Source organism: Pseudomonas sp. BF-R-30, assembly GCF_019956175.1.
In the GTDB taxonomy this organism is placed as follows: domain Bacteria; phylum Pseudomonadota; class Gammaproteobacteria; order Pseudomonadales; family Pseudomonadaceae; genus Aquipseudomonas; species Aquipseudomonas jessenii.
On record NZ_JAHBDE010000014.1, the window covers coordinates 1 to 21514 of the forward strand.

The 21514-nt window shown below is 61.2% G+C and carries 15 protein-coding genes and 1 pseudogene; 2 read left to right on the forward strand and 14 right to left on the reverse strand.

Annotated features, from left to right (window positions below; translation table 11 throughout):
- Positions 1-112: 112 nt before the first annotated feature.
- The 8 genes from gcvP to arcD (KGB20_RS09795) all read right to left on the reverse strand — a co-directional run bounded on the left by gcvP (position 113) and on the right by arcD (KGB20_RS09795) (position 10857).
- Positions 113-2965: an aminomethyl-transferring glycine dehydrogenase gene (gene gcvP / locus KGB20_RS09760; protein ID WP_150813297.1), complete on the reverse strand. Its 2853-nt coding sequence runs from the start codon at positions 2963-2965 to the stop codon at positions 113-115.
- Between the two features lie 11 nt (positions 2966-2976).
- Positions 2977-3360: a glycine cleavage system protein GcvH gene (gcvH, locus tag KGB20_RS09765; RefSeq protein ID WP_007996035.1), complete on the reverse strand. Its 384-nt coding sequence runs from the start codon at positions 3358-3360 to the stop codon at positions 2977-2979.
- A 427-nt stretch (positions 3361-3787) separates the two neighbouring features.
- Positions 3788-5296 (reverse strand): sigma-54-dependent transcriptional regulator, encoded by a 1509-nt coding sequence (locus tag KGB20_RS09770; protein ID WP_150813296.1) that lies wholly within the window; start codon positions 5294-5296, stop codon positions 3788-3790.
- A gap of 210 nt (positions 5297-5506) precedes the next feature.
- Positions 5507-5869, reverse strand: a complete 363-nt coding sequence (locus KGB20_RS09775; RefSeq protein WP_090457435.1) for a DUF5064 family protein — start codon at positions 5867-5869, stop codon at positions 5507-5509.
- 63 nt (positions 5870-5932) lie between these two features.
- Positions 5933-6862, reverse strand: a complete 930-nt coding sequence (gene arcC, locus KGB20_RS09780) for a carbamate kinase (RefSeq protein WP_154860423.1) — start codon at positions 6860-6862, stop codon at positions 5933-5935.
- 184 nt (positions 6863-7046) lie between these two features.
- Entirely contained in the window at positions 7047-8057 is a 1011-nt protein-coding gene (locus KGB20_RS09785; RefSeq protein WP_057713529.1) for an ornithine carbamoyltransferase, read from the reverse strand.
- An 81-nt stretch (positions 8058-8138) separates the two neighbouring features.
- Complete coding sequence (gene arcA / locus KGB20_RS09790) at positions 8139-9395, reverse strand: arginine deiminase (RefSeq protein WP_057713530.1); 1257 nt, start codon at positions 9393-9395, stop codon at positions 8139-8141.
- Positions 9396-9429: 34 nt separating this feature from the next.
- Positions 9430-10857: an arginine-ornithine antiporter gene (gene arcD, locus KGB20_RS09795; RefSeq protein ID WP_154860422.1), complete on the reverse strand. Its 1428-nt coding sequence runs from the start codon at positions 10855-10857 to the stop codon at positions 9430-9432.
- 446 nt (positions 10858-11303) lie between these two features.
- Between arcD (KGB20_RS09795) and arcD (KGB20_RS09800) the strand changes: the two genes are divergently transcribed.
- Complete coding sequence (gene arcD, locus KGB20_RS09800; RefSeq protein ID WP_154860421.1) at positions 11304-12731, forward strand: arginine-ornithine antiporter; 1428 nt, start codon at positions 11304-11306, stop codon at positions 12729-12731.
- Positions 12728-13591, forward strand: coding sequence for a DNA-3-methyladenine glycosylase family protein (locus KGB20_RS09805; protein ID WP_154860420.1), 864 nt, complete (start codon positions 12728-12730; stop codon positions 13589-13591). The genes arcD (KGB20_RS09800) and KGB20_RS09805 overlap by 4 nt, the downstream gene beginning before the upstream one ends.
- Positions 13592-13720: 129 nt before the next feature.
- Here the strand turns inward: KGB20_RS09805 and KGB20_RS09810 are convergent, their stop codons facing one another.
- The 6 genes and pseudogenes from KGB20_RS09810 to KGB20_RS09830 form a co-directional block, all read right to left on the reverse strand.
- Entirely contained in the window at positions 13721-15070 is a 1350-nt protein-coding gene (locus tag KGB20_RS09810; protein WP_154860419.1) for a CoA transferase, read from the reverse strand.
- A gap of 171 nt (positions 15071-15241) precedes the next feature.
- Complete coding sequence (locus KGB20_RS29255; protein WP_371319450.1) at positions 15242-15997, reverse strand: methyl-accepting chemotaxis protein; 756 nt, start codon at positions 15995-15997, stop codon at positions 15242-15244.
- Positions 15998-16147: 150 nt separating this feature from the next.
- A pseudogene (locus KGB20_RS29260) lies at positions 16148-17380 on the reverse strand (chemotaxis protein); the annotation flags it as partial.
- A 200-nt stretch (positions 17381-17580) separates the two neighbouring features.
- Positions 17581-17970, reverse strand: coding sequence for a YbaN family protein (locus tag KGB20_RS09820; RefSeq protein ID WP_154860417.1), 390 nt, complete (start codon positions 17968-17970; stop codon positions 17581-17583).
- A gap of 161 nt (positions 17971-18131) precedes the next feature.
- Complete coding sequence (locus KGB20_RS09825; protein ID WP_154860416.1) at positions 18132-18734, reverse strand: biliverdin-producing heme oxygenase; 603 nt, start codon at positions 18732-18734, stop codon at positions 18132-18134.
- A 113-nt stretch (positions 18735-18847) separates the two neighbouring features.
- Positions 18848-21415 carry a TonB-dependent receptor gene (locus KGB20_RS09830; RefSeq protein ID WP_057713540.1) on the reverse strand — a complete coding sequence of 856 codons (2568 nt, stop codon included), beginning with the start codon at positions 21413-21415 and terminating at the stop codon, positions 18848-18850.
- Positions 21416-21514 lie beyond the last annotated feature (99 nt).

The window sequence follows — 21514 nt, forward strand, 5'->3', positions numbered from 1 at the left end:
GATCAGTCACCATCAATGTTGTCTGACCCACCGCTTTCGCGAGCAAGCCCGCTCCCACAAGGGGATATGCGGTGTTCTTGAGAGGGGCGAGCAAACCCGCCCCCTCATTGGTTTAAGCGTAGCTTTCGATCGACGGGCAGGCGCAGACCAGGTTGCGGTCGCCGAACACGTTGTCGACGCGACCGACCGGTGGCCAGTACTTGCCTTCGATCAGCGACGCAACCGGGTAAACCGCTTGTTCACGGCTGTACGGGTGCGACCACTCGCCAACCAGTTCCTTGGCGGTGTGCGGCGCGTTTTTCAGCGGGTTGTCGTCCTTGTCCAGCGTGCCATTTTCCACTGCGCGGATTTCTTCGCGGATGCGGATCATGGCGTCGCAGAAGCGGTCCAGTTCTTCCTTGGATTCGCTTTCGGTCGGCTCGATCATCAGCGTGCCTGCCACCGGGAACGACATGGTCGGCGCGTGGAAGCCGAAGTCGATCAGACGCTTGGCGACGTCATCGACACTGATGCCGCTGCTGTCTTTCAGTGGACGCAGGTCGAGGATGCACTCGTGCGCCACCAGGCCGTTGCTGCCGGTGTACAGCACTGGATAGTGCTCTTCCAGGCGACGGGAGATGTAGTTGGCATTGAGGATCGCCAGCTGCGAAGCACGCTTGAGGCCCGCGCCACCCATCATACGAATGTACATCCAGGTGATCGGCAGGATGCTCGCGCTGCCGAACGGTGCCGCGCAAACGGCGCCTTCCTTGCGCTCCATCTGTGCGTGGCCCGGCAGGAATGGCGCCAGGTGCGATTTCACGCCGATCGGGCCGACGCCCGGGCCGCCACCACCGTGGGGAATGCAGAAGGTCTTGTGCAGGTTCAGGTGCGAAACGTCGCCGCCGAACTTGCCCGGGGCACAGAGGCCGACCATGGCGTTCATGTTGGCGCCGTCGATGTACACCTGGCCGCCGTTGTCATGAATGATGCCGCAGATTTCGCGGATGCCTTCTTCGAACACGCCGTGGGTCGACGGGTAGGTGATCATCAGCGCGGCGAGGTGTTCGCGGTGCTCGATGGCCTTGGCGCGCAGGTCTTCGATGTCGACGTTGCCACGGGCATCGCACGCGGTGACGACCACGCGCATGCCGGCCATTTGTGCGGTGGCCGGGTTGGTGCCGTGGGCCGACGACGGGATCAGGCAGATGTCGCGACGGTCTTCGCCACGGCTCTGGTGGTAGGCACGGATCGCCAGCAGACCTGCGTATTCACCCTGGGAGCCGGCGTTCGGTTGCAGGGACACCGAGTCATAACCGGTGGCGGCGCAGAGCATCGCTTCCAGCTCGTCGGTCAATTGCTGGTAGCCGACGCTTTGCTCGGCCGGGGCGAATGGGTGCAGGGCACCGAACTCGGCCCAGGTCACCGGGATCATTTCGCTGGCGGCGTTGAGTTTCATGGTGCACGAACCCAGCGGGATCATGGTGCGGTCCAGCGCCAGGTCCTTGTCCGCCAGTTTGCGCAGGTAGCGCATCAGCTCGGTTTCCGAGTGATAGCGGTTGAACACCGGGTGGCTGAGGATCGGCGACTGACGCACCAGCGTGGCCGGGATGGCGCTCTGCACCGAGGCGGCGAGGGCGGCGAAGTCCGGCAGGGCCTTGCCGTCGGACAGCAGGCTCCACAGGGTTTCAACGTCGGCCTGAGTGGTGGTTTCGTCCAGGGACAGGCCCAGGCGCTCACCATCGACCACGCGCAGATTGATGCGCTGGGCGTGTGCCTTGTCGTGCAGGGCGGCGGTTTGCGCGCCGGCCTTCACCGTCAGGGTGTCGAAGAAGCTGGTTTGCTCGACGTTCAGACCCAGTGCACTCAAGCCTTTGGCCAGGATTGCAGTCAGGTGATGCACGCGATTGGCGATCTGCGTCAGGCCTTTCGGACCGTGGTACACGGCGTACATGCTGGCGATGTTTGCCAGCAGTACTTGTGCGGTGCAGATGTTGCTGGTGGCTTTCTCGCGACGGATGTGTTGCTCGCGGGTCTGCATGGCTAGGCGCAGGGCCGGGTTGCCGAAACGGTCTACCGAAACACCGACCAGGCGGCCCGGCATGTCACGTTTGAATGCGTCCTTGGTGGAGAAGTACGCCGCGTGCGGGCCACCGAAGCCCAGCGGCACGCCGAAGCGTTGTGCGCTGCCGATGGCCACGTCGGCGCCGAATTCGCCAGGCGCGGTCAGCACGGTCAGGGCCAGCAGGTCGGCTGCCACGGCAACGAGGGCGTTGGCAGCGTGGAAGCGTTCGGTCAGCTCGCGGTAATCGAACACGTCACCGTTGCTCGCCGGGTATTGCAGCAGAGCGCCGAAGAACGGCGTCACGTCGCTCAGTTCACGCTCGTCGCCCACCACCACGTCGATGCCCAGAGGCTCGGCACGGGTGCGCAGTACGTCGAGGGTCTGCGGGTGGCAATGCACGGAGGCGAAGAAAGCGTGGCTGCTTTTGTTCTTGCTCAGGCGTTTGCAGAAGGTCATGGCTTCGGCAGCGGCGGTGGCTTCGTCGAGCAGCGAGGCGTTGGCGATCGGCAGGCCGGTGAGGTCGCTGATCAGGGTCTGGAAGTTCAGCAGCGCTTCGAGACGACCCTGGGAAATTTCTGGCTGGTACGGGGTGTAGGCGGTGTACCAGGCCGGGTTTTCCAGCAGGTTGCGCAGGATCGGCGACGGCGTGTGGGTGCCGTAGTAGCCTTGGCCGATGTAGGTCTTGAACAGCTGGTTTTTAGTCGCGATGGACTTGATCAAGGCCAGGGCATCGGCTTCGCTCAAGCCATCTTCCAGGCCGAGGACGCTAGTGCCCTTGATGCTGTCGGGAATCACGCTGGCGCTCAGGGCTTCCAGGGAGTCGAAACCGAGGCTGTTGAGCATGGCTTGCTCGTCACCGGCGCGCGGGCCGATGTGACGGGCGATGAATTCGTTGGCGGTAGTCAAATTGATCTGGGTCATGTCGGTGCTCCTCAGGCTTCGGCTTGGGCTTTGATCAAGCGGTCGTAGGCGTCCTGATCCAACAGTTGGCCGACAGCGGCGGCGTCGCTTGGTTTGAAACGGAAGAACCAGCCTTCGCCCAGCGGATCTTCGTTGACCAGTTCAGGGCTGCTGTCGAGCGCCGGGTTCACTTCCAGCACTTCGCCGTCCAGCGGCATGTACACGCCGCTTGCAGCCTTTACCGATTCCACGGTGGCGGCTTCGGCGCCTTTGTCGTAGGACTGCAGCTCAGGCAGTTGAACGAAAACCACGTCGCCCAGGGCGTTCTGTGCGAAAGCGGTGATGCCGACCGTGACGCTGCCGTCAGCTTCGGTGCGCAGCCATTCGTGATCTTCAGTAAAACGCAACTCGCTCATGGAAACTCCTAAGGGGCCAGACTCGTCTGGTGGACGCGATTGAAGGCTTGGGCAATGCCCAGGTTATGGAGGACTACATAGCAAGAACGCGGCCAACGTTGTTTTTATTGTTATTGATCAATGATTTAGGTGGTTTCGACAAACGCTGAAATTCACTCGTTGTAGCGAAATCGATACGGTATATGTCAAGGATAAAAGCCGAGGTGGATCAAAGCCTTGCACGGCCGTGATCGGAGAGGGGTGTAGCGATATCGTTCCGCTGTAGCGCTTTCAGTACAGGTGGAGGTCGTTTTTGGCGCGATTTTCAGACTGGAGGTGAACCTGTGGGAGCGGGCTTGCTCGCGAAAGCGGTGTGTCAGTCGATATCAATGCTGCCTGACACTACGCCTTCGCGAGCAAGCCCGCTCCCACATTGACCGAGTGTGGTTCAGGCCTTGCTCGGAATCCCGTACTTGCGCAACCGATGGGCAATTGCCGTGTGGGAGGTTTGCAGCCGGGTCGCGAGTTGCCGGGTCGAGGGGTAGCTGGCGTAGAGTTTTTCCAGCAGGGTTTTCTCGAACTCGTCCATGGCCTGTTCCAGGCTGTCGACGTCATGATCGCCTTGGCGGGCTACCGAGGTGCCGGCGATGTCGAGGTCGCCGATGTCCACCAGACTGCTTTCGCAGATCGCCGCGGCGCGGAAGATCACGTTCTGCAATTGCCGCACGTTGCCTGGCCAGCGGTTGCCCAGCAGCGCCGGGTAAGTGCCCGGCGCCAGGCGACAGATCGGTCGCTGGATCTGCGCACAGGCCTGCTGCATGAAGTAGCGGGCCAGCAGCAGGATGTCCTGGCCGCGTTCGCGCAGGGGCGGCACTTCGACGTTGAGGACGTTGAGGCGATAGAACAGGTCCTCGCGGAACAGGCCTTCGCTGACCATTTTTTCCAGGTCGCGGTGGGTGGCGCTGAGGATCCGTACGTTGACCTTGACCTCACGGTCACCGCCGACCCGGCGAAAACTGCCGTCGTTGAGGAAACGCAGCAATTTGGCTTGCAAATACGGCGACATCTCGCCGATTTCATCGAGAAACACCGTGCCCTGGTTGGCCAACTCCATCAGTCCCGGCTTACCCCCTCGTTGTGCGCCGGTGAAGGCGCCGGGGGCGTAGCCGAACAGTTCACTTTCGGCGAGGTTCTCCGGCAATGCCGCGCAGTTCAACGCCAGAAACGGTGCGCTGTGCCGGGCGCTGATGGCGTGGCAGGCGCGGGCCACCAGTTCCTTGCCGGTGCCGGTTTCGCCCTGTATCAGCAACGGTGCATCGAGGGCCGCCACCCGCTGGGCACGCGCCTTGAGGGTGCGGATCACCGGGGACTCGCCGAGCAGGGCATCGAAACCTTCGGCGTGGTCATGGTGCAGCGCGGAAAGGCGTTCGCCGATGCGGTTCGGTTGGTACAGGGTCAGCAGGGCGCCGGCGTCGGTGATCGGTGTGGCGTCGAGCAACAGGGTCTGGCCGTTGACGGTGATTTCCCGCAGCGGCAGGCGAAAGCCGTGTTCGAGCAGGGTGTCGAGCAAGGCCGGGTCGGCAAACAGGTCGGCCACGCTTTCACCGTCCGGTTCGCGGCCGTACAGGGCGATCAGGGCCGGGTTGGCCAGCAGCACCTTGCCGTCACTGTCCAGCGCCAGTACCGGGTCGGTCATGGCGGCCAGCAACGCGTCGAGCTGCAGGTGCCGGCGCTGGCCGGGCAGGATGTCGACCACCGTCACCGCTTGCACGCCACGCACGCTGAACAGGGCATCACGCAGTTCCTCGAGGACTTGCGGGCTCAGCGTCGGGGCGTCGATATAAACATTGGGCGGGACCATTTCCACCGCATCCAGGTTCAGATTGCGCCCGCCGAGCAGGGCCAGGACTTCCTGGGTGATACCGACGCGGTCGATGAAGCTGACGTGGATACGCATGGGGCGGTCTTGGGTTCTGCAGTGCGAAGGGTGGCAAGTATGCCTTGGGGCGGGCTAATGGTGAAATTTTGAAACGGATTTGCGAGTGCCCACCGAACCAATGTGGGAGCGGGCTTGCTCGCGAAAGCGTCGTGTCAGACACCATCGTTGGCGACAGATACACCGCTTTCGCGAGCAAGCCCGCTCCCACAGTAGATTGTGGTGAATCAATTATTCCAGGTGCTCGGGTTTGACCGGGTCGCCCGATTTCATGTTCAGTTGTACCCGCACGTCCTCGAACATGGCGTCGTAATGCTTGTGGATCGAACCGATGTTGCTATGGGTTTTCGGGATGCCGTGCTTCTCGGCAATCTTGGTGACGTTGCTGGCGAAGTTGTAGGCCATGTCCTTGGGCAGGAAGAACGTCTCGCTCATGTCCTTGCCCTGGATGCTGCCGTGCATCTTGAACTGCATCCCTTTGCCTTCCTTGGGGTCCTGGGCGACTTCATAGTCGATGCAGATGTTGTAGCTGACGTCATCCTTGTTCAGCGCGTGTCGCTCGATGTGCAGGTGACCCGGCTCGAACGTTGCCATTGTTGACTCTCCTTCAAAAGATCTTGAATCGGGGCCGGCTCCAGGCCTGCCCCGCCGTTTCGTTTACTGATAGCTGATGCCCGGTGTCGCCGTACTGATGCGCGTACCGGCCTTGCCCTGGACGATCGCTTCGATGTCCGAGAGCGAGCCGATCACTGCGACTTTCCCAGTATGGCGCGCGAATTCGCAGGCTGCCTGCACCTTCGGTCCCATGGAGCCGGCGGCGAAGCCGAGTTTTTCCATTTCGTCGGGGTGGGCCTGGGCGATGGCTTTCTGCGTGGGTTTGCCAAAGTCGATGAAGGCGGCGTTGACGTCGGTGGCGATCACCAGCAGATCGGCTTCAAGCTGTTCGGCCAGCAGCGCTGAGCACAGGTCCTTGTCGATGACCGCTTCGACGCCCTCGAGTTTGCCGGGGGAGGTATACATGGTCGGAATACCGCCACCACCGGCGCAGATCACGATGCTGCTTTTTTCCAGCAGCCATTTGATCGGACGGATTTCGAAGATGCGTTTCGGTTTCGGGCTGGCGACCACGCGACGGTATTTGTCACCGTCCGGGGCAATGGCCCAGCCTTTCTCGGCGGCGAGTGCTTCGGCCTCTTCCTTGGAATAGACAGGGCCGATGGGTTTGGTCGGGTTCTTGAAGGCCGGGTCATTGGCATCGACTTCGACCTGGGTCAGCAAGGTCGCGAAGGGCACTTCGAAGTCCAGCAGATTGCCCAGTTCCTGTTCGATGATGTAGCCGATCATGCCTTCGGTTTCGGCACCGAGCACGTCCAGCGGATAAGGCGAAACCGAGGTGTAGGCCGCCGCCTGCAATGACAGCAGGCCGACTTGAGGGCCATTGCCGTGGGCGATGACCAGTTGGTTGCCGGGATGGATCTTGGCGATCTGTTCGGTGGCGATCCGGATGTTGGCGCGCTGGTTGTCAGCGGTCATGGGTTCGCCCCGGCGGAGCAGGGCATTACCGCCAAGAGCTACGACGATACGCATGGTGCTAGTCCTTCTAAAAGAGAAGTAAACGGGCGACTCGGTCTGTCGATGGAACCCGATCCTGTGGGAGCGAGCTTGCTCGCGATGGGATCGCCTCGGTTTGTCAGATGCACCGCGGCGCTGCCATCGCAGGCGAGCCAGCTCCCACATTGACCGTGTTCCGTCAGTGGGAGCCAGTCAGCCGTTATAGATCAGCCAGCGTTGACACCAGAATCGCCTTGATGGTGTGCATGCGGTTTTCCGCTTGCTCGAAGGCGATGCAGGCCGGCGACTCGAACACGTCATCGGTCACTTCGATGCCGTTGCTCAGGTACGGGTACTGCTCGGCAATCTGCTTGCCGACTTTGGTATCACAGTTGTGGAACGCCGGCAGGCAGTGCATGAACTTGGTGCGCGGGTTGCCGGTGGCTTTCATCAGTTCGGCGTTGACCTGATACGGCAGCAATTGCTGGATGCGTTCGGCCCAGGCTTCAACCGGCTCGCCCATCGACACCCAGACGTCGGTGTGGATGAAGTCCACACCCTTGACCGCCGCTTTCGGGTCTTCGGTGAGGGTAATGCGCGCACCGCTTTCTTCGCCGTACTGTTTGCAGCGCGCCACCAGGTCGTCCGCTGGCCACAGGGCTTTTGGCGCACAGATGCGCACGTCCATGCCGAGCTTGGCGCCGATCAGCAGCAGGGAGTTGCCCATGTTGTTGCGCGCATCGCCCAGGTAGGCGTAGCTGATCTCGTGGATCGGCTTGTCGGCGTGCTCACGCATGGTCAGCACGTCGGCGATCATTTGCGTCGGGTGATATTCGTCGGTCAAGCCGTTGAACACCGGTACGCCTGCGAACTTGGCCAGTTCCTCGACGATTTCCTGCTTGAAGCCACGGTACTCGATGGCGTCATACATGCGCCCGAGCACGCGGGCGGTGTCCTTCATGCTTTCCTTGTGGCCGATCTGCGAGGAATTCGGGTCGATGTAGGTGACGTTGGCGCCCTGGTCATAGGCTGCAACTTCAAACGCGCAGCGGGTGCGGGTCGAGGTCTTTTCGAAGATCAGCGCGATGTTGTTGCCCTTGAGATGCTGCTGTTCGGTGCCGGTGTACTTGGCACGCTTGAGGTCGCGGGACAGGTCGAGCAGGTAGCGCAATTCGCGAGGGGTGTGGTGTTCCAGGCTCAGCAGATTGCGGTTATGGATATTGAACGCCATTTTGGATCTCCTAAGGTGTCGGTAATCCCCTTGGCCTGCGCATACCCTTGGGTAGAGGGCAGCGCGGTCCAAGGCAATAGGTTAGTAGTCAATCGGGTCGCGGATGATCGGGCAGGTCATGCAATGGCCGCCGCCCCGTCCCCGGCCGAGTTCGCCGGCGCTGATGGTGATCACTTCCACACCGGCCTTGCGCAGCAGGGTGTTGGTGTAGGTATTGCGGTCGTAGCCGATGACCACGCCTGGCTCCACGGCCACTACGTTGTTGCCGTCGTCCCATTGCTCGCGTTCGGCGGCGAAGCTGTTGCCGCCGGTTTCCACCACGCGCAACGCTTTGAGGTTCAGGGCCTGGGCCACGGTGTCGAGGAAGCTGGTTTCTTCGCGGCGGATATCGATGCCGCCCGCCTTGCTTTCATCGGGACGCAGGGTGAAGGCGACAATCTGGTTCACCACTTCCGGGAAGATCGTGACGAGGTCGCGATCGCAGAAGCTGAAGACGGTGTCCAGGTGCATCGCCGCGCGGGATTTCGGCAGGCCGGCGACGATCACTTTCTCCACGGCTTTGTTTTTGAACAGGTTCACCGCCAGTTGGGCAATGGCCTGGCGCGACGAGCGTTCGCCCATGCCGATCAAGACCACGCCGTTGCCGATCGGCATCACATCACCGCCCTCAAGGGTGGAGTTACCGTGGTCCAGGTCCGGGTCGCCGTACCAGATCTCGAAATCTGCTTTGGTGAACTCGGGGTGGAATTTGTAGATGGCGGTGGTCAGCAGGGTTTCCTGACGACGTGCCGGCCAGTACATCGGGTTGAGGGTGACGCCACCGTAAATCCAGCAGGTGGTGTCGCGGGTGAACTGGGTGTTGGGCAGCGGCGGCAGGATGAAGCTGGAGTTGCCGAGGAAGTCGCGGAACATCTCGATGGCCTTGCCACCGAAACTGGAGGGCAGATCGTCGCCCGAGACGCCGCCGATCAGGAACTCGGCGATCTTGCGCGGCTCCAGGCTGCGCAGCCACGAAGAGGTTTCATTGATCAGGCCAAGGCCCACCGAGTTGGCGGTGACCTTACGCTCCAGAATCCAGTCCAGGGCTTCGGGGATAGCGACGATGTCGGTCAGCAGGTTGTGCATTTCCAGCACATCGATGTTGCGTTCGCGCATCTTGGTAACGAAGTCGAAGTGGTCGCGCTTGGCCTGGGCCACCCACAGCACATCATCGAACAGCAGTTCATCGCAGTTGTTCGGGGTCAGCCGCTGATGGGCCAGGCCTGGGGAGCAAACCATGACTTTGCGCAGTTTGCCGGCCTCGGAATGGACGCCGTACTTAACTTTTTCCGTGGTCATTACAGTGATCCTCCAGATGACAAAAACAGGGGTTTTACAGAGTCAGGAAGCCGTCATAGAGACCGTAGGCCGCCACCATGGCGCCGACGACCACCGTAGCGAAAATCAGCTTCTCGACGTTGGTGAAAACCGGTTTGTTGATTTCCAGCTTGGCCTTGGCGAACAAGATCACGCCGGGGGCGTAGAGCAGGGCGGACAGCAGCAGGTACTTGATGCCGCCGGCGTACAACAGCCAGACCGCGTAGATCAGGGCCACGGCGCCGATGATGAGATCCTTCTGCCGCTCGCCTGCGGCGCCTTCGTAGCTTTCGCCGCGCACCGCCAGCAGCAAGGCGTAGGCTGCCGACCACAGGTAAGGCACCAGGATCATCGAGGTGGCGAGGTAGATCAGCGACAGGTAAGTGCTGGCCGAGAACAACGTGATGATCAGGAAAACCTGCACCATGGCATTGGTCAGCCACAGGGCGTTGACCGGTACATGGTTGGCGTTTTCCTTGCGCAGAAACTCCGGCATGGTGTGGTCCTTGGCGGCGGCGAACATGATCTCCGCGCACAGCAGCACCCACGACAGCAGCGCCCCCAGCAACGAGATGATCAAACCGACGCTGATCAGCACCGCACCCCAGTGACCGACCACGTGCTCCAGCACGGCGGCCATCGACGGATTCTGCAGTTTGGCCAGTTCCGGCTGGGTCATGATCCCCAGCGACAGCACGTTGACCAGGACCAAAAACAGCAGCACGGTGACGAAGCCGATCACGGTGGCCTTACCCACGTCGCTGCGTTTTTCCGCCCGGGCCGAAAAGATGCTCGCGCCTTCGATGCCGATGAATACCCACACGGTGACCAGCATCATCTTGCGCACCTGGTCCATCACGCTGCCCAGGTCCGGGTTCTTCAGGCCCCAGATGTCGGCGGTGAAGATGTCCAGTTTGAAGGCGAACAACGCAATCAACATGAACAGCAGCAGCGGCACGATCTTGGCGACAGTGGTCACCAGGTTGATGAACGCTGCTTCCTTTATTCCTCGCAGTACGAGGAAATGTACGCCCCACAGCAGCACCGAGGCGCCGATCACGGCAGCGGGGGTATTCCCCTCCCCAAATATCGGAAAGAAGTAGCCGAGGGTGCTGAACAAAAGTACGAAGTAGCCGACGTTGCCCAGCCAGGCACTGATCCAGTACCCCCAGGCGGACGAGAAGCCCATGTAGTCGCCGAACCCGGCCTTGGCGTAGGCGTAAACCCCGCCATCAAGATCGGGTTTGCGGTTGGCCAGGGTCTGGAACACGAACGCCAGGGTCAACATGCCGACGGCGGTGATCGCCCAACCGATCAGAATGGCGCCGACATCCGCGCTGGCCGCCATGTTTTGTGGCAAGGAAAATATCCCGCCACCAATCATCGAACCCACGACTAACGCAACCAGCGCGCCGAGTTTCAGTTTTCCGGGAGCTTCAGACATTGCATGACTCCAATGCAGGAGAAGAGAGGCAACAGACTAATTCCGTTGACTGCTCAATCAGCTGACTTAGATCACTAAATGAGAGTGTTACCAGTTTGTTGGCGGAGTGCCATCATTTACGGTGTTTCTGCCTGTAATGCCTGTTCTAGAGCCTTTTTCAGTTTGTTTTAGCACTTTTTGTATTTGTTTCGAATTATGACGCTAGTTGGGGTTTTCGAATCTGCAAGTTTTGTTTATGCGTTTTTTGTACAGAGTCGACATATTAAAAGTGCGTATAAAACAAATGAATATATCGGTGTCAAAATAGCCATTTTGTGCAAGTAAAAAAGAGGCTGGTTGGCGTTATTCAATAAACGTTATTACTCTTCATCAGTTTAGTTGACGCTCGTTATGTGACGATCTCGCGGCCGTTGCCGCCCACCAACGAAAAAAATGGAGATGCAACGATGTCGCAATCACCGAACAAGCTTCGCCTGAGCGCGCTGATCGCGCTGGTGGTGGGTTCGATGATCGGCGGCGGGATTTTTTCCCTGCCGCAGAACATGGCGGCCAGGGCCGATGCCGGGGCGATCCTGATCGGTTGGGCAATCACCGCCGTCGGCATGTTGACCCTGGCGTTCGTGTTCCAGACCCTGGCCAATCGCAAGCCGGAGCTGGACTCCGGGGTGTACGCCTATGCCAAGGCCGGGTTCGGCGATTACATGGGTTTTTCTTCGGCCTGGGGCTACTGGATCAGCGCCTGGCTGGGCAACGTCGGCTACTTCGTGCTGCTGTTCAGCACCCTCGGTTATTTCGTACCGGTGTTTGGCGAAGGCAACACGCCGATCGCCATCGCCTGCGCTTCGGTGCTGCTCTGGACCGTGCATTTTGTGGTGATGCGCGGGATCAAGGAGGCGGCATTCATCAATCAAGTGACCACCGTGGCCAAGATCGTGCCGCTGATCATGTTCATCGTGATCGCCGCCGTGGCGTTCAAGGCGGATATCTTCACCGCCGACATCTGGGGGCGCAACAACCCGGAATTCGGCAGCGTGATGGATCAGGTTCGGCACATGATGCTGGTCACCGTGTTCGTGTTCATCGGTATCGAGGGGGCCAGTGTCTATTCGGCCCGGGCGGAGAAACGTTCCGACGTGGGCCGGGCGACGGTGATCGGGTTCATTGGGGTATTGGCACTGCTGGTGCTGGTGAACGTGCTGTCGCTGGGCATCATGACCCAGCCGCAACTGGCGAAACTGCAGAACCCCTCGCTGGCGGCAGTGCTTGAACATATCGTCGGCCCCTGGGGCGCGTTGCTGATCAGTGTCGGTCTGGCGATCTCGCTGTTGGGGGCCTTGTTGTCCTGGGCGTTGCTGTGCGCCGAAATCCTGTTCGCCACGGCGAAAGACAAGACCATGCCGGCATTCCTGACCAAGGAAAACGCCAACCATGTGCCGGTCAATGCGATGTGGCTGACCAACTCGATGATCCAGTTGTTCCTGCTGATCACCCTGTTCTCCGCCGGCACCTACACCAGCCTGATTTACCTGGCGTCCTCGATGATTCTGGTGCCGTACCTGTGGTCGGCGGCCTATGCGGTGTTGTTGTGCGCACGGGGTGAAACCTATCAACAGGCACCCGCCGAGCGGGTCAAGGACCTGCTCATTGGTGGCATCGCTCTGGGCTACGCGGTGTGGTTGCTGTATGCCGGCGGCCTGAAGTATTTGCTGCTGTCGGCGCTGCTGTATGCGCCGGGTGTGATCCTGTTCGCCAAGGCTCGTAATGAGCAGGGCAAGCCACTGTTCACGGTTGTCGAGAAAGGTATTTTCACCTGTGTCATCGGTGGTGCGGGGCTGGCGGCTTACGGGTTGTACAGCGGGTTGCTCAGTCTGTGAGGTTGTTGCTGGCGTACCAGCCGCCCTATGACTGGCCGGCGCTCCTGGGGTTCTTGTCGGCGCGGGCGATCGTGGGCCTGGAAAGGGTGGACGAGGGTGTGTACTCGCGCAGCATCGACCTGGATGGCGTTCACGGTACGTTTTCGATCCAGCCTGCTACATCCGATGCACTTGAGCTGACCCTGGACTTTCCGGAGGCTGCTGCCGTGCCTGAGATCGTTGCGCGAGTGCGGCGAATGTTCGACCTGGATGCCGACCTGTCCACGATTCACCGGCACCTGGCGGTTGATCCGCTGATGGCGCGGTTGATTGCCGAACGCCCGGGCCTGCGCGTACCCGGGGCGTGGGACGGGCTGGAGCTGGCGATCCGCGCGGTACTGGGGCAGCAGATTACGGTGGCGGCGGCGATCCGCCTGGCGGGGAAACTGGTAGCGCAGTACGGCACGCCATTGAGTTCAGCGCTACCGGGATTGACCCATGTTTTTCCCCGGGCCAGCGTTTTGGCAGGCGCAGATCTGGCAGCGCTGGGCATGCCGAAAAGCCGAGGCCGGACCTTGTCGGATGTGGCTCAGGCACTGCTCGATGATCCGCGATTGTTTGAGCCCGGCCGGGAGGGGGGCGTAGCGCGGTTGCTGGCGTTGTACGGGATTGGTGACTGGACGGCGCAATACATTGCCTTGCGACAGTTGCGGGAGATGGATGGGTTTCCCAATGGTGATGTCGGGCTGATCAATGCGTTGGCGGCGCTGGAGGGGGGGCCGGTGACAGCCAGGCAACTGTTGCAGCGGGCTGAAGGGTGGCGGCCGTATCGAGGGTATGCGGCGCAGGTGCTGTGGACTTCCTTGAGTCGGGCGGACTGAGCTGATCCGGAATTTGTACTGGCAGTTCTGACGCCTTCGCGGGCAAGCCCGCTCCCACAGGGACTGCGTTTTTCCTGACTATCGCGATCAAATGTGGGAGCGGGCTTGCTCGCGAAGGCGATCTGGCCGTCACCACCAATGTGCGCGATGCGTACCCAGTTCCGTTGCCGGTAGCGCCCACTGCAACGGCGTCCCGGTTATCTTCAATGGGGCGAGCAACCGGTGCGCCGGCCCCCACGGCGTCTGCTCCACGATCAACCCCTGATCCTGCACATCTTCCGCGCGTAATGCCTCAATCGTCCCAGGCCCCCGCTCGATCAACAACTTCGCCGTACGCGCCAACGACAACCGCGCCGAGCCCCCCGTACCGTCGCTCAACCGCTGCGCCAGCAACCTGATCGCACTGGCCGCCATCAAATACCCGGTGGCGTGATCGAGAGCTTGCACCGGTAACGGCACCGGCTTGTCCGCCTGCTTCCAGCGCATGCCCGCTTCGGCAATGCCACTGCTCATCTGCACCAGGCTGTCGAAGCCCCGCCGATTTTGCCAGGGGCCGCTCCAGCCATAGGCGTTTAGACAAACATCGATCAGGCCCGGGTTCAGTTGCCGGCGCTCATTCATGCCCAGTCCAAGTCGTTCCAGTGCATCGGCACGATAACCATGAAGCAGAATGTCGGCGTCCTTGAGCAGGCATTCGAATACGGCGCGGTCGGACTTGTCGTTCAGATCAAGACGCGCACAGCGTTTTCCCAAGGTGACTTCCGGCACCACTCCAGGTTCGTTCCAGGTCGGCGGATCGATGCGCAGGACATCGGCGCCCAGGCCTGCCAGAAAGCGACTGGCGATGGGGCCGGCCAGAACCCGGGTCAAGTCCAGCACCTTGATGCCAGCCAGTGGTCGAGCCACAGAACCTGTCCACGGTTGGCGGCTCCGGCTTGGGTGGTTGGCGAATTGAATCAAGGGTTCGGCGTTTACTGCCTGGCCTTGAGGATGGACCTGCCATTGTTCCCAGGTGCGCATTTCGGCGGCACAGCCACCGGCATCGACCACAGCCTGTTCCAGATCGCTTTTCGCCCACCGAGCCACTTTGTCGGCCATCGCTGCGCGGTCGGTACAGGCACCGAGCACGCTTTCGGCAGCGGCGCGGTGATGGGGCGCGTTGGTGTGCAGGCGAATCCAGCCATCGCGGGTGGCGTAGTCACCCGCGATCGGGTCCCACAACGGCGGAACGCTCCAGCCAAGCGGGCGAATCGAGGTTGCGAACCAGAATGACGCCAGGCGTCGGTCAACTTCAAGGTCGGGCAGGCGCCCGGTTTGTTGGTGCAGCAGTTCGCTGGCAGCCTGGCCGGCGACGGCCATGCTGGCGCAGGCCAGATCAGTGACGGCAAACGCCGAGGGCAAGGCGCCACTGGACGTGAATGGAATCGGGGTGTGAGGCAAACCGAGTACGGCTTGAATGGACGTGAGCAGATCAGTCATTGAAGAGCCCTCCGGAGCGAGAGCCCGATCTTAGTCCAAAACAGGTGACAAGCCAGATGAAACCTGTGGGAGCGGGCTTGCTCGCGAAGACGGAGTGTCAGTCGACATCATTGTTGTCAGACTCACCGCTTTCGCGAGCAAGCCCGCTCCCACATTTAACTGCATTGCTTCTTAAACGCGGAACTGATCCATCAACTTCATCTGATGGGTGGTCAGGGAGTTGAGCTGGCTGCTGATCTGCGCCGATTCGGTGGCCTGGCCGGTCAGGGTTTCGGTGACGGTGCGGATCGCCGAGACGTTGCGGTTGACCTCTTCGGCGACGGCGCTTTGCTGTTCGGCGGCGCTGGCGATTTGCAGGTTCATGTCGCTGATCACGGTAACCGCATCGCTGATCTTGCCCAAGGCCTGGACGGCCTGCTGGATCTGCCCGGCGTTGCTGTGGGCCTGGGTCTGGCTTGAGTGCATGGTGGCGACCACGCCGCGGGTGCCGCTCTGGATGCGTTCGATCACCAGGCGAATTTCTTCCACCGAGTCCTGGGTGCGTTTGGCCAGGTTGCGCACTTCATCGGCGACCACCGCAAAGCCACGACCGCTTTCACCGGCACGGGCGGCTTCGATGGCGGCGTTTAGCGCCAACAGGTTGGTTTGTTCGGCGATGCTGCGAATCACCTCCAGCACCGAACCGATCTGCTCGCTGTTGACCGCGAGGGCTTCGACTTCGGTCACGGCCTTGCTGACTTCTTCGGCCAGTTGATTGATGTCGCGGGTGCTGCGCTCGATGATTTGCATGCCGTCGCGGGCCGACTGGTCGGCACCTTTCGCCGCGTTGGCCGCGTTCGAGGCGCTGTTGGCGACATCGTGGGCGGTGGCGCTCATTTCGTTGGACGCGGTGGCGACCTGGTCGATTTCGCGGAACTGCACCTGCATGCCTTCACTGGTCTGGCGGGCGATTTCCGAAGACTGGTCGGCCGTACCACGGGCATCGGTGATGCTTTGCTTGATCTGCGCGATGGTCGGTTGCAGCTTGTCGAGGAAGCGGTTGAACCAGCTCACCAGTTCGCCCAACTCGTCCTTCTTGCTGTAGTGCAGGCGCTGGGTCAGGTCGCCGTCGCCACTGGCAATCGCCTTGAGCATGTCGGCCACGCTGTTGATCGGGCGGGTCACGCCGGACGCGGTAAGCCACATCAGCAGCAGACCGATCACACCGGCAATCACTGCCACCGACAGTGCCTTGATCGTGCCGCTTTGCTGAGCATCGTCGAGTACCGCTTGCAGTTTCACTGAGTCGGCCAGCAGCACTTGCTTGGGCAGGTCGATCACCACGGCCCAGGCCTTGGCATCGGCAATCGGGCTGACCGGGTACACCGCGCGGATCAGGTCGCCTTGCTGGAGAATCTTCGGCGCGCCACTAGCGAGCAACTGCAGGATGTCCTTGCCATCGCCGCCCAGGGTGTCGCCGATGTTCTTGCCGACTTTGCCGGCGTCGACACTGTAGGCGGCCAGCACGCCAGTGCCGGAAACGATGAGCATGTGCCCGGCACTGTTGAACAGGTCGCGCTGGGAGTCGATCGCCGCCGCTTGCAGGGCGTCGAGGGCGATGTCGATGCCGACCACGCCGATGGACTTGCCATCTACCAGCAGCGGTACGGAAATGGTGGTCATCAACATTTCCTTGTTGCCGACGGTATCGGCATACGGGTCGAGCAGGCAGATGCGCTTGCTGTCCCGCGGGCAGGTGTACCAGACGTTGTACGGCGTGCCGCTGAGGTTCAGGGTGGTTTTGGTCATGTCTTCTTCGACCATGATCGTGTTCAGCGACTCACCCCCGGCGCGGCTCCAGTACGTGGCGAAACGGCCGATCTCGTTGGACTGGCGGGCGGCGTCATTGACGAATTCGCTGTCCTTGCCGTCCAGCCCATTGGGTTCGAACGCCAGCCAAATGCCCAGTACTTTGCTGTTGCGCTCGAAGGCGGTTTTCAGGCTCTGGTTCAACTCTTCTCGCAAGACGCCGGGCTCGAGGGAGCGTTTGGCGGCCAGGTTGCGCATGTCCTGGATCTGGTCCGCGAGGGCGGTCACCACCGTCAGGGTTTCACCGAAGGTCTTCTGCACCCGCACCGCCTGCTCGGCGGCCTTGGCCTGGAGCAGGTCCTGCACACTGGCAGTGAGCATTCTGCTGCTGGAATCGCTGACCAGATCATCGTTCTGATTGGTCTGGTAGATGTTCATGCCCACTATCAAGGCGACTACGCCCAGCAGGCACAGACCGGACAGCAGGACGATTTTCAGGCGGATGGACAGTGAGTCGAACATAGGGCGAGCTCGCGAATGGATGAAGTGTTGGCTGTGGGCCGTTGCGGCTCACTCGCTAAATCCATTTAGCGCCGATCAATGCACATCGGCGTGGCGTTGAGGTTACATGAGGGGTAACCCGACGAGCGGTAGTGGTTGAACGTTTGCGCAGGAAAATGTGCCGAAAAGCGCTTTAAAACGAAGAAAAACCGCGGAGTTATTCAGCAGGGTTCCGGCAGTGATTCCGGCCGTGACCAGATCCACAGATTGCCCAGCCCCATGCCGGCAATCGCCAGGTAAATCGGCCAGCCATGATCGAGCATTACCAGCATCAGACCGGCACACAACAACATGCTTACCGTGGCGCTGATTTTTGCCCGACGCGCGATGATCTTGCCGTTGCGCCAGTTATGGAGGATGGGACCGAACAGCCGATGGTTTTCCAGCCAGGCACTCAGGCGCGGCGAACTGCGGGTCGCGGCCCAGGCGGCCAGCAGGATGAACTCGGTGGTTGGCAGGCCGGGTATGACGATGGCGATCAGGCCGATGCCCAGGCTGACATAGGCCAGCAGGCCGAAGAGGAGGCGGGAGAGTCTGGAGGAGGCTGGCATGGGCTCAAGGCAACATGTGAGGCTGATCGAAATCTTACGGATTTACTTCGTTCCTTGTGGGAGCGGGCTTGCTCGCGAAGGCGGTGTGTCAGTCAACGTTGATGTTGAGGCTGACGACCTCTTCGCGAGCAAGCCCGCTCCCACAAGGGGAACGCGTTGGGTCAGGCGGCTTCGGTAGCGTAAGCCCGCTCCAGCAACACCGTAAAACGGTTGAACGCGTCGATGGCGCCTTTTTCCACTTCGGCTTCTTCCTGGGCGCTGAATGCCAGGCCGTCCAGGGTTTTGACGAAGCTCTTCCAGTCATCAGCGCGGCCGCCGGCCGGTTCGCCGAGGTGGCGGGCGCCGAAGGTTTCGCTCAGGCCAAGGCCCACGGCACGCTTGATGAGGAACGCCGCGCCGAGCTTCGAGCCTTCGGAGACGAAGATCCAGCCCAGGGCCTCAGCCTTGGTCGGGTTCTTCAGTGCACCGGCGACAGGTGCCGGCACGTCGGTGTCCAGGTCCGCGAGGTCGGCCCTGGCTGCATCGGCACGACAGCGGGCCGGCAGGTCCGGGACGATGGCGGTCAGTTCGGCATCGTTGTACAGCGACACCAGTTCCGACTGGAACAGGTACTGCGCCACCACGAAACGAGCGAAATTGGCCGGGGTTTCAAACGGGGCATGAGCCTTGACCAGGGCATCGAGCTTGCTGTGCGGCTCGTGGGTGATCTGGTTCAAACGTTGCGAACGCAGGTTGGGGCGTTGTTCGGTGGCCTGGGTAGTCATGGCAATTCCTTGGAGAAAGAGAGGCGCTTGGTAACGAGACGAACAGGAAGGCGCCTGACAGTAAAAAATCCTCACCGGGCGGCTTGATGAAACCGCCAGGCGAGCTGAGCGGATCAGATATCCCAGATCAGGTTGACCGCAAAGTTGCGACCCGGCTGGGTCAGACGGTCGAGGTTGGCCGGTTGGGTCACCGAGGCTTCGCCGACGCTGTCGTAGCCGCGCACGTCATCCCACAACCAGTACTTCTTGTCGGTGAGGTTGTAGACGCCGCCGCTGACGGTCACGTCGTCGGTCACCTTGTAGAACGCGCTCAGGTCCAGAATGCCGAAGCCGGGCGTCTTGAACTGGGTGCTGGTGCCGTCCGGGGTCTTGAAACTGGTGCTGTCGACGCGGTCTTTCTTTTTCACCAGCGTCCAGCTGAGCAAGCCGCCGTAGGTGTCCTGGTCGTAGCCGAGGCCGAATACGCCGGTCAGCGGGTTGACGCTGTTGAGCGGCTCGCCGTTGTCGTCGTTGCGACCGTAGGCATAGGCCACCGAGCCCTGGGTGTAGAGGCCTTGCGGCGCGCCGAAGGCGTCGAGGTTCAGGCGTCCCTTGACCTCGGCACCCTTGATGGTGGCGTGCTTGATGTTGTTGCTCTGGAACGTGGTCTCGGTGTAGCCCGGCGTGATGGCGTTCTCGTTAATGAAGTCGCGGTATTTGTTGTAGAACACCGCCACGTCAAACGAGCCCTGCTCGAAGTTGCCGCGCAAACCCGTCTCGTAGCTTTTGCTTTTTTCCGGTTCGAGGTCCGGGTTTGGCGCTACCCGATATCCGCCGGCGATGTTTTCGAAACGACCGTACAACGCCTTGGCGGTCGGGGTGCGGAAGCCTTCAGCGTATTTGCCGTACCAGGTGTAATGGTCGTTGAAGCTGTAGGTGGTGCCAAAATTCGGCGACAGGCGATGCCAGGTTTTGGTCTCGTCGCTCACTGTACCGTTGCCGCTCTGGTCGGCGGTGGCCAGGAACTCTTCGGTGATGTGCGGCTTGAGCTCGGTGTAGTCGTAGCGAGCACCTGGCGCAAAGGTCCAGTTGCCCCAGCTGATCAGATCCTGGGCGAACAGGCTGTAGCTGTTGACGGTCGGGTCCGGGAAGTCACTGGCGGGTGTCAGCGTGTCGGTGGCACTAGGGGCGCCAATGACCCGGCAGGATCCGGCCACGGTCAGGCAGGTGCCGGTGCCGGTACGCAGGCCGGTGATTTTGTCCTGCTTGATGGTGGTGCCATAGGTGACGAGGTGGTCGGTGTCGGCGATGGCAAACGACTTGTCAGCCTGGGCATCGAATACCCATTGGCGGTCCTTGTAGGTGGTATCGCGGTTACGCAGCACGGTTCGTGACGGCGGCGCGTAGATTTCCTCGGTGCTCTGGTCGGTCTTGGCGATCTGGTAGTTCAGCGTCCACTTGATGTTGTCGGCCAGGGCGCTGTCCAGACCGAAGCTGTGTTCCAGGCCAAAGCGTTCGCGGGTGATTGTGTCGTTACCGGTACGGGACTTGTAGTAGCCGAAACCGCGTCCGGCATTGAACGGGCCGCCCACTGCGCTCAATTGATTGGTGTCGCGGTCGTCCTTGTAATGCTCATAGGTCAGGCCCAGGCGCGCGTCGTCGGCGTAATTCCAGCCCAGTTTTGCCAGCACGCTGGTGGTGCGCGCGTCCTGGGGGTTGGCTTCAGTGCGGTTCAGCCCGGTGCCGCCGGTTTCGCCATAGGACTCTGTTTCATGACCGTTGCGCTGACTGAGATGCAACAGGCCATCGAGCTCGCCGGTGCGGCCGGCGACGGTGCCGGACGTCAGCCAGCTGTCGTCGGCGGAGCTGTAGCCGGTTTTCAGGCGCGCGCCGACATCCTTGCCCGGTTTGATGATGTCGTCCGGGTCCAGCGTGTAGTAACTGACGGCGCCGCCAATGGCATTGCTGCCGTACAAAACAGAGGCCGGGCCACGGAGGATTTCCACACGCTTGACGATTTCCGGGTCGACATAGTTGCGGTTGGTCTGGGCATAGGGGCCATTGAAGAAGCCGTCGGGTACCTGCACGCCATCGACCTGGGTCAGCACGCGGTCGCCATCGATGCCGCGAATGTTGTAGCCGGTGATACCGGCCCGCTGGCCTGCGCCGCCTACCGAAACACCAGGTTCGTAGCGCACCAGCTCCTTGATGGTATTGACGTTGTTGCGGTCCAGATCTTCGCGGGTGTAGACAGAGACCGTGCTCGGCACGCTATTCACAGACTGTTCGTTACGGGTGGCGCTGATGGTCACCTGATCGAGATTCAGGGCGCTGCTACCACTGCGCTTTTCCAGAACGATGCTGTTGTTGCCCAGTTTGCGATAGCCCAGGTTGGTCCCCACCAACAGGCGATCCAGGGCTTTCTCCGGCGACAGCGAACCACGGACGCCCGGCGAGGCCACACCTTGTGCCAGCTCTGACGACACACCGATCTGCCAGCCCGTTACGGTGGTAAAGGCATTGAGTGCCGACACCAGTGATTGCTGGGGAATGGCGAACGAGTAGTCGCCCATTTTGCGGGTCGACTGCTCGGTGGCGGTGGCGGCCATGAGCGGTGCGGTACCGGCCATCAGGATGGCGGCGGTCAGCAGCGACAGCACGCGGGAAGGTGTAGGGGCTTGGCGGGTAAGGCGAGGGGACATCGATAGCGCTCCGTGTCGCACGAATCTTTATAGGTGCTGATTGGCATGGTGAGATGCGAATCAATTGTATTGGCTATAACGAGACGTACGGGGTTTGGC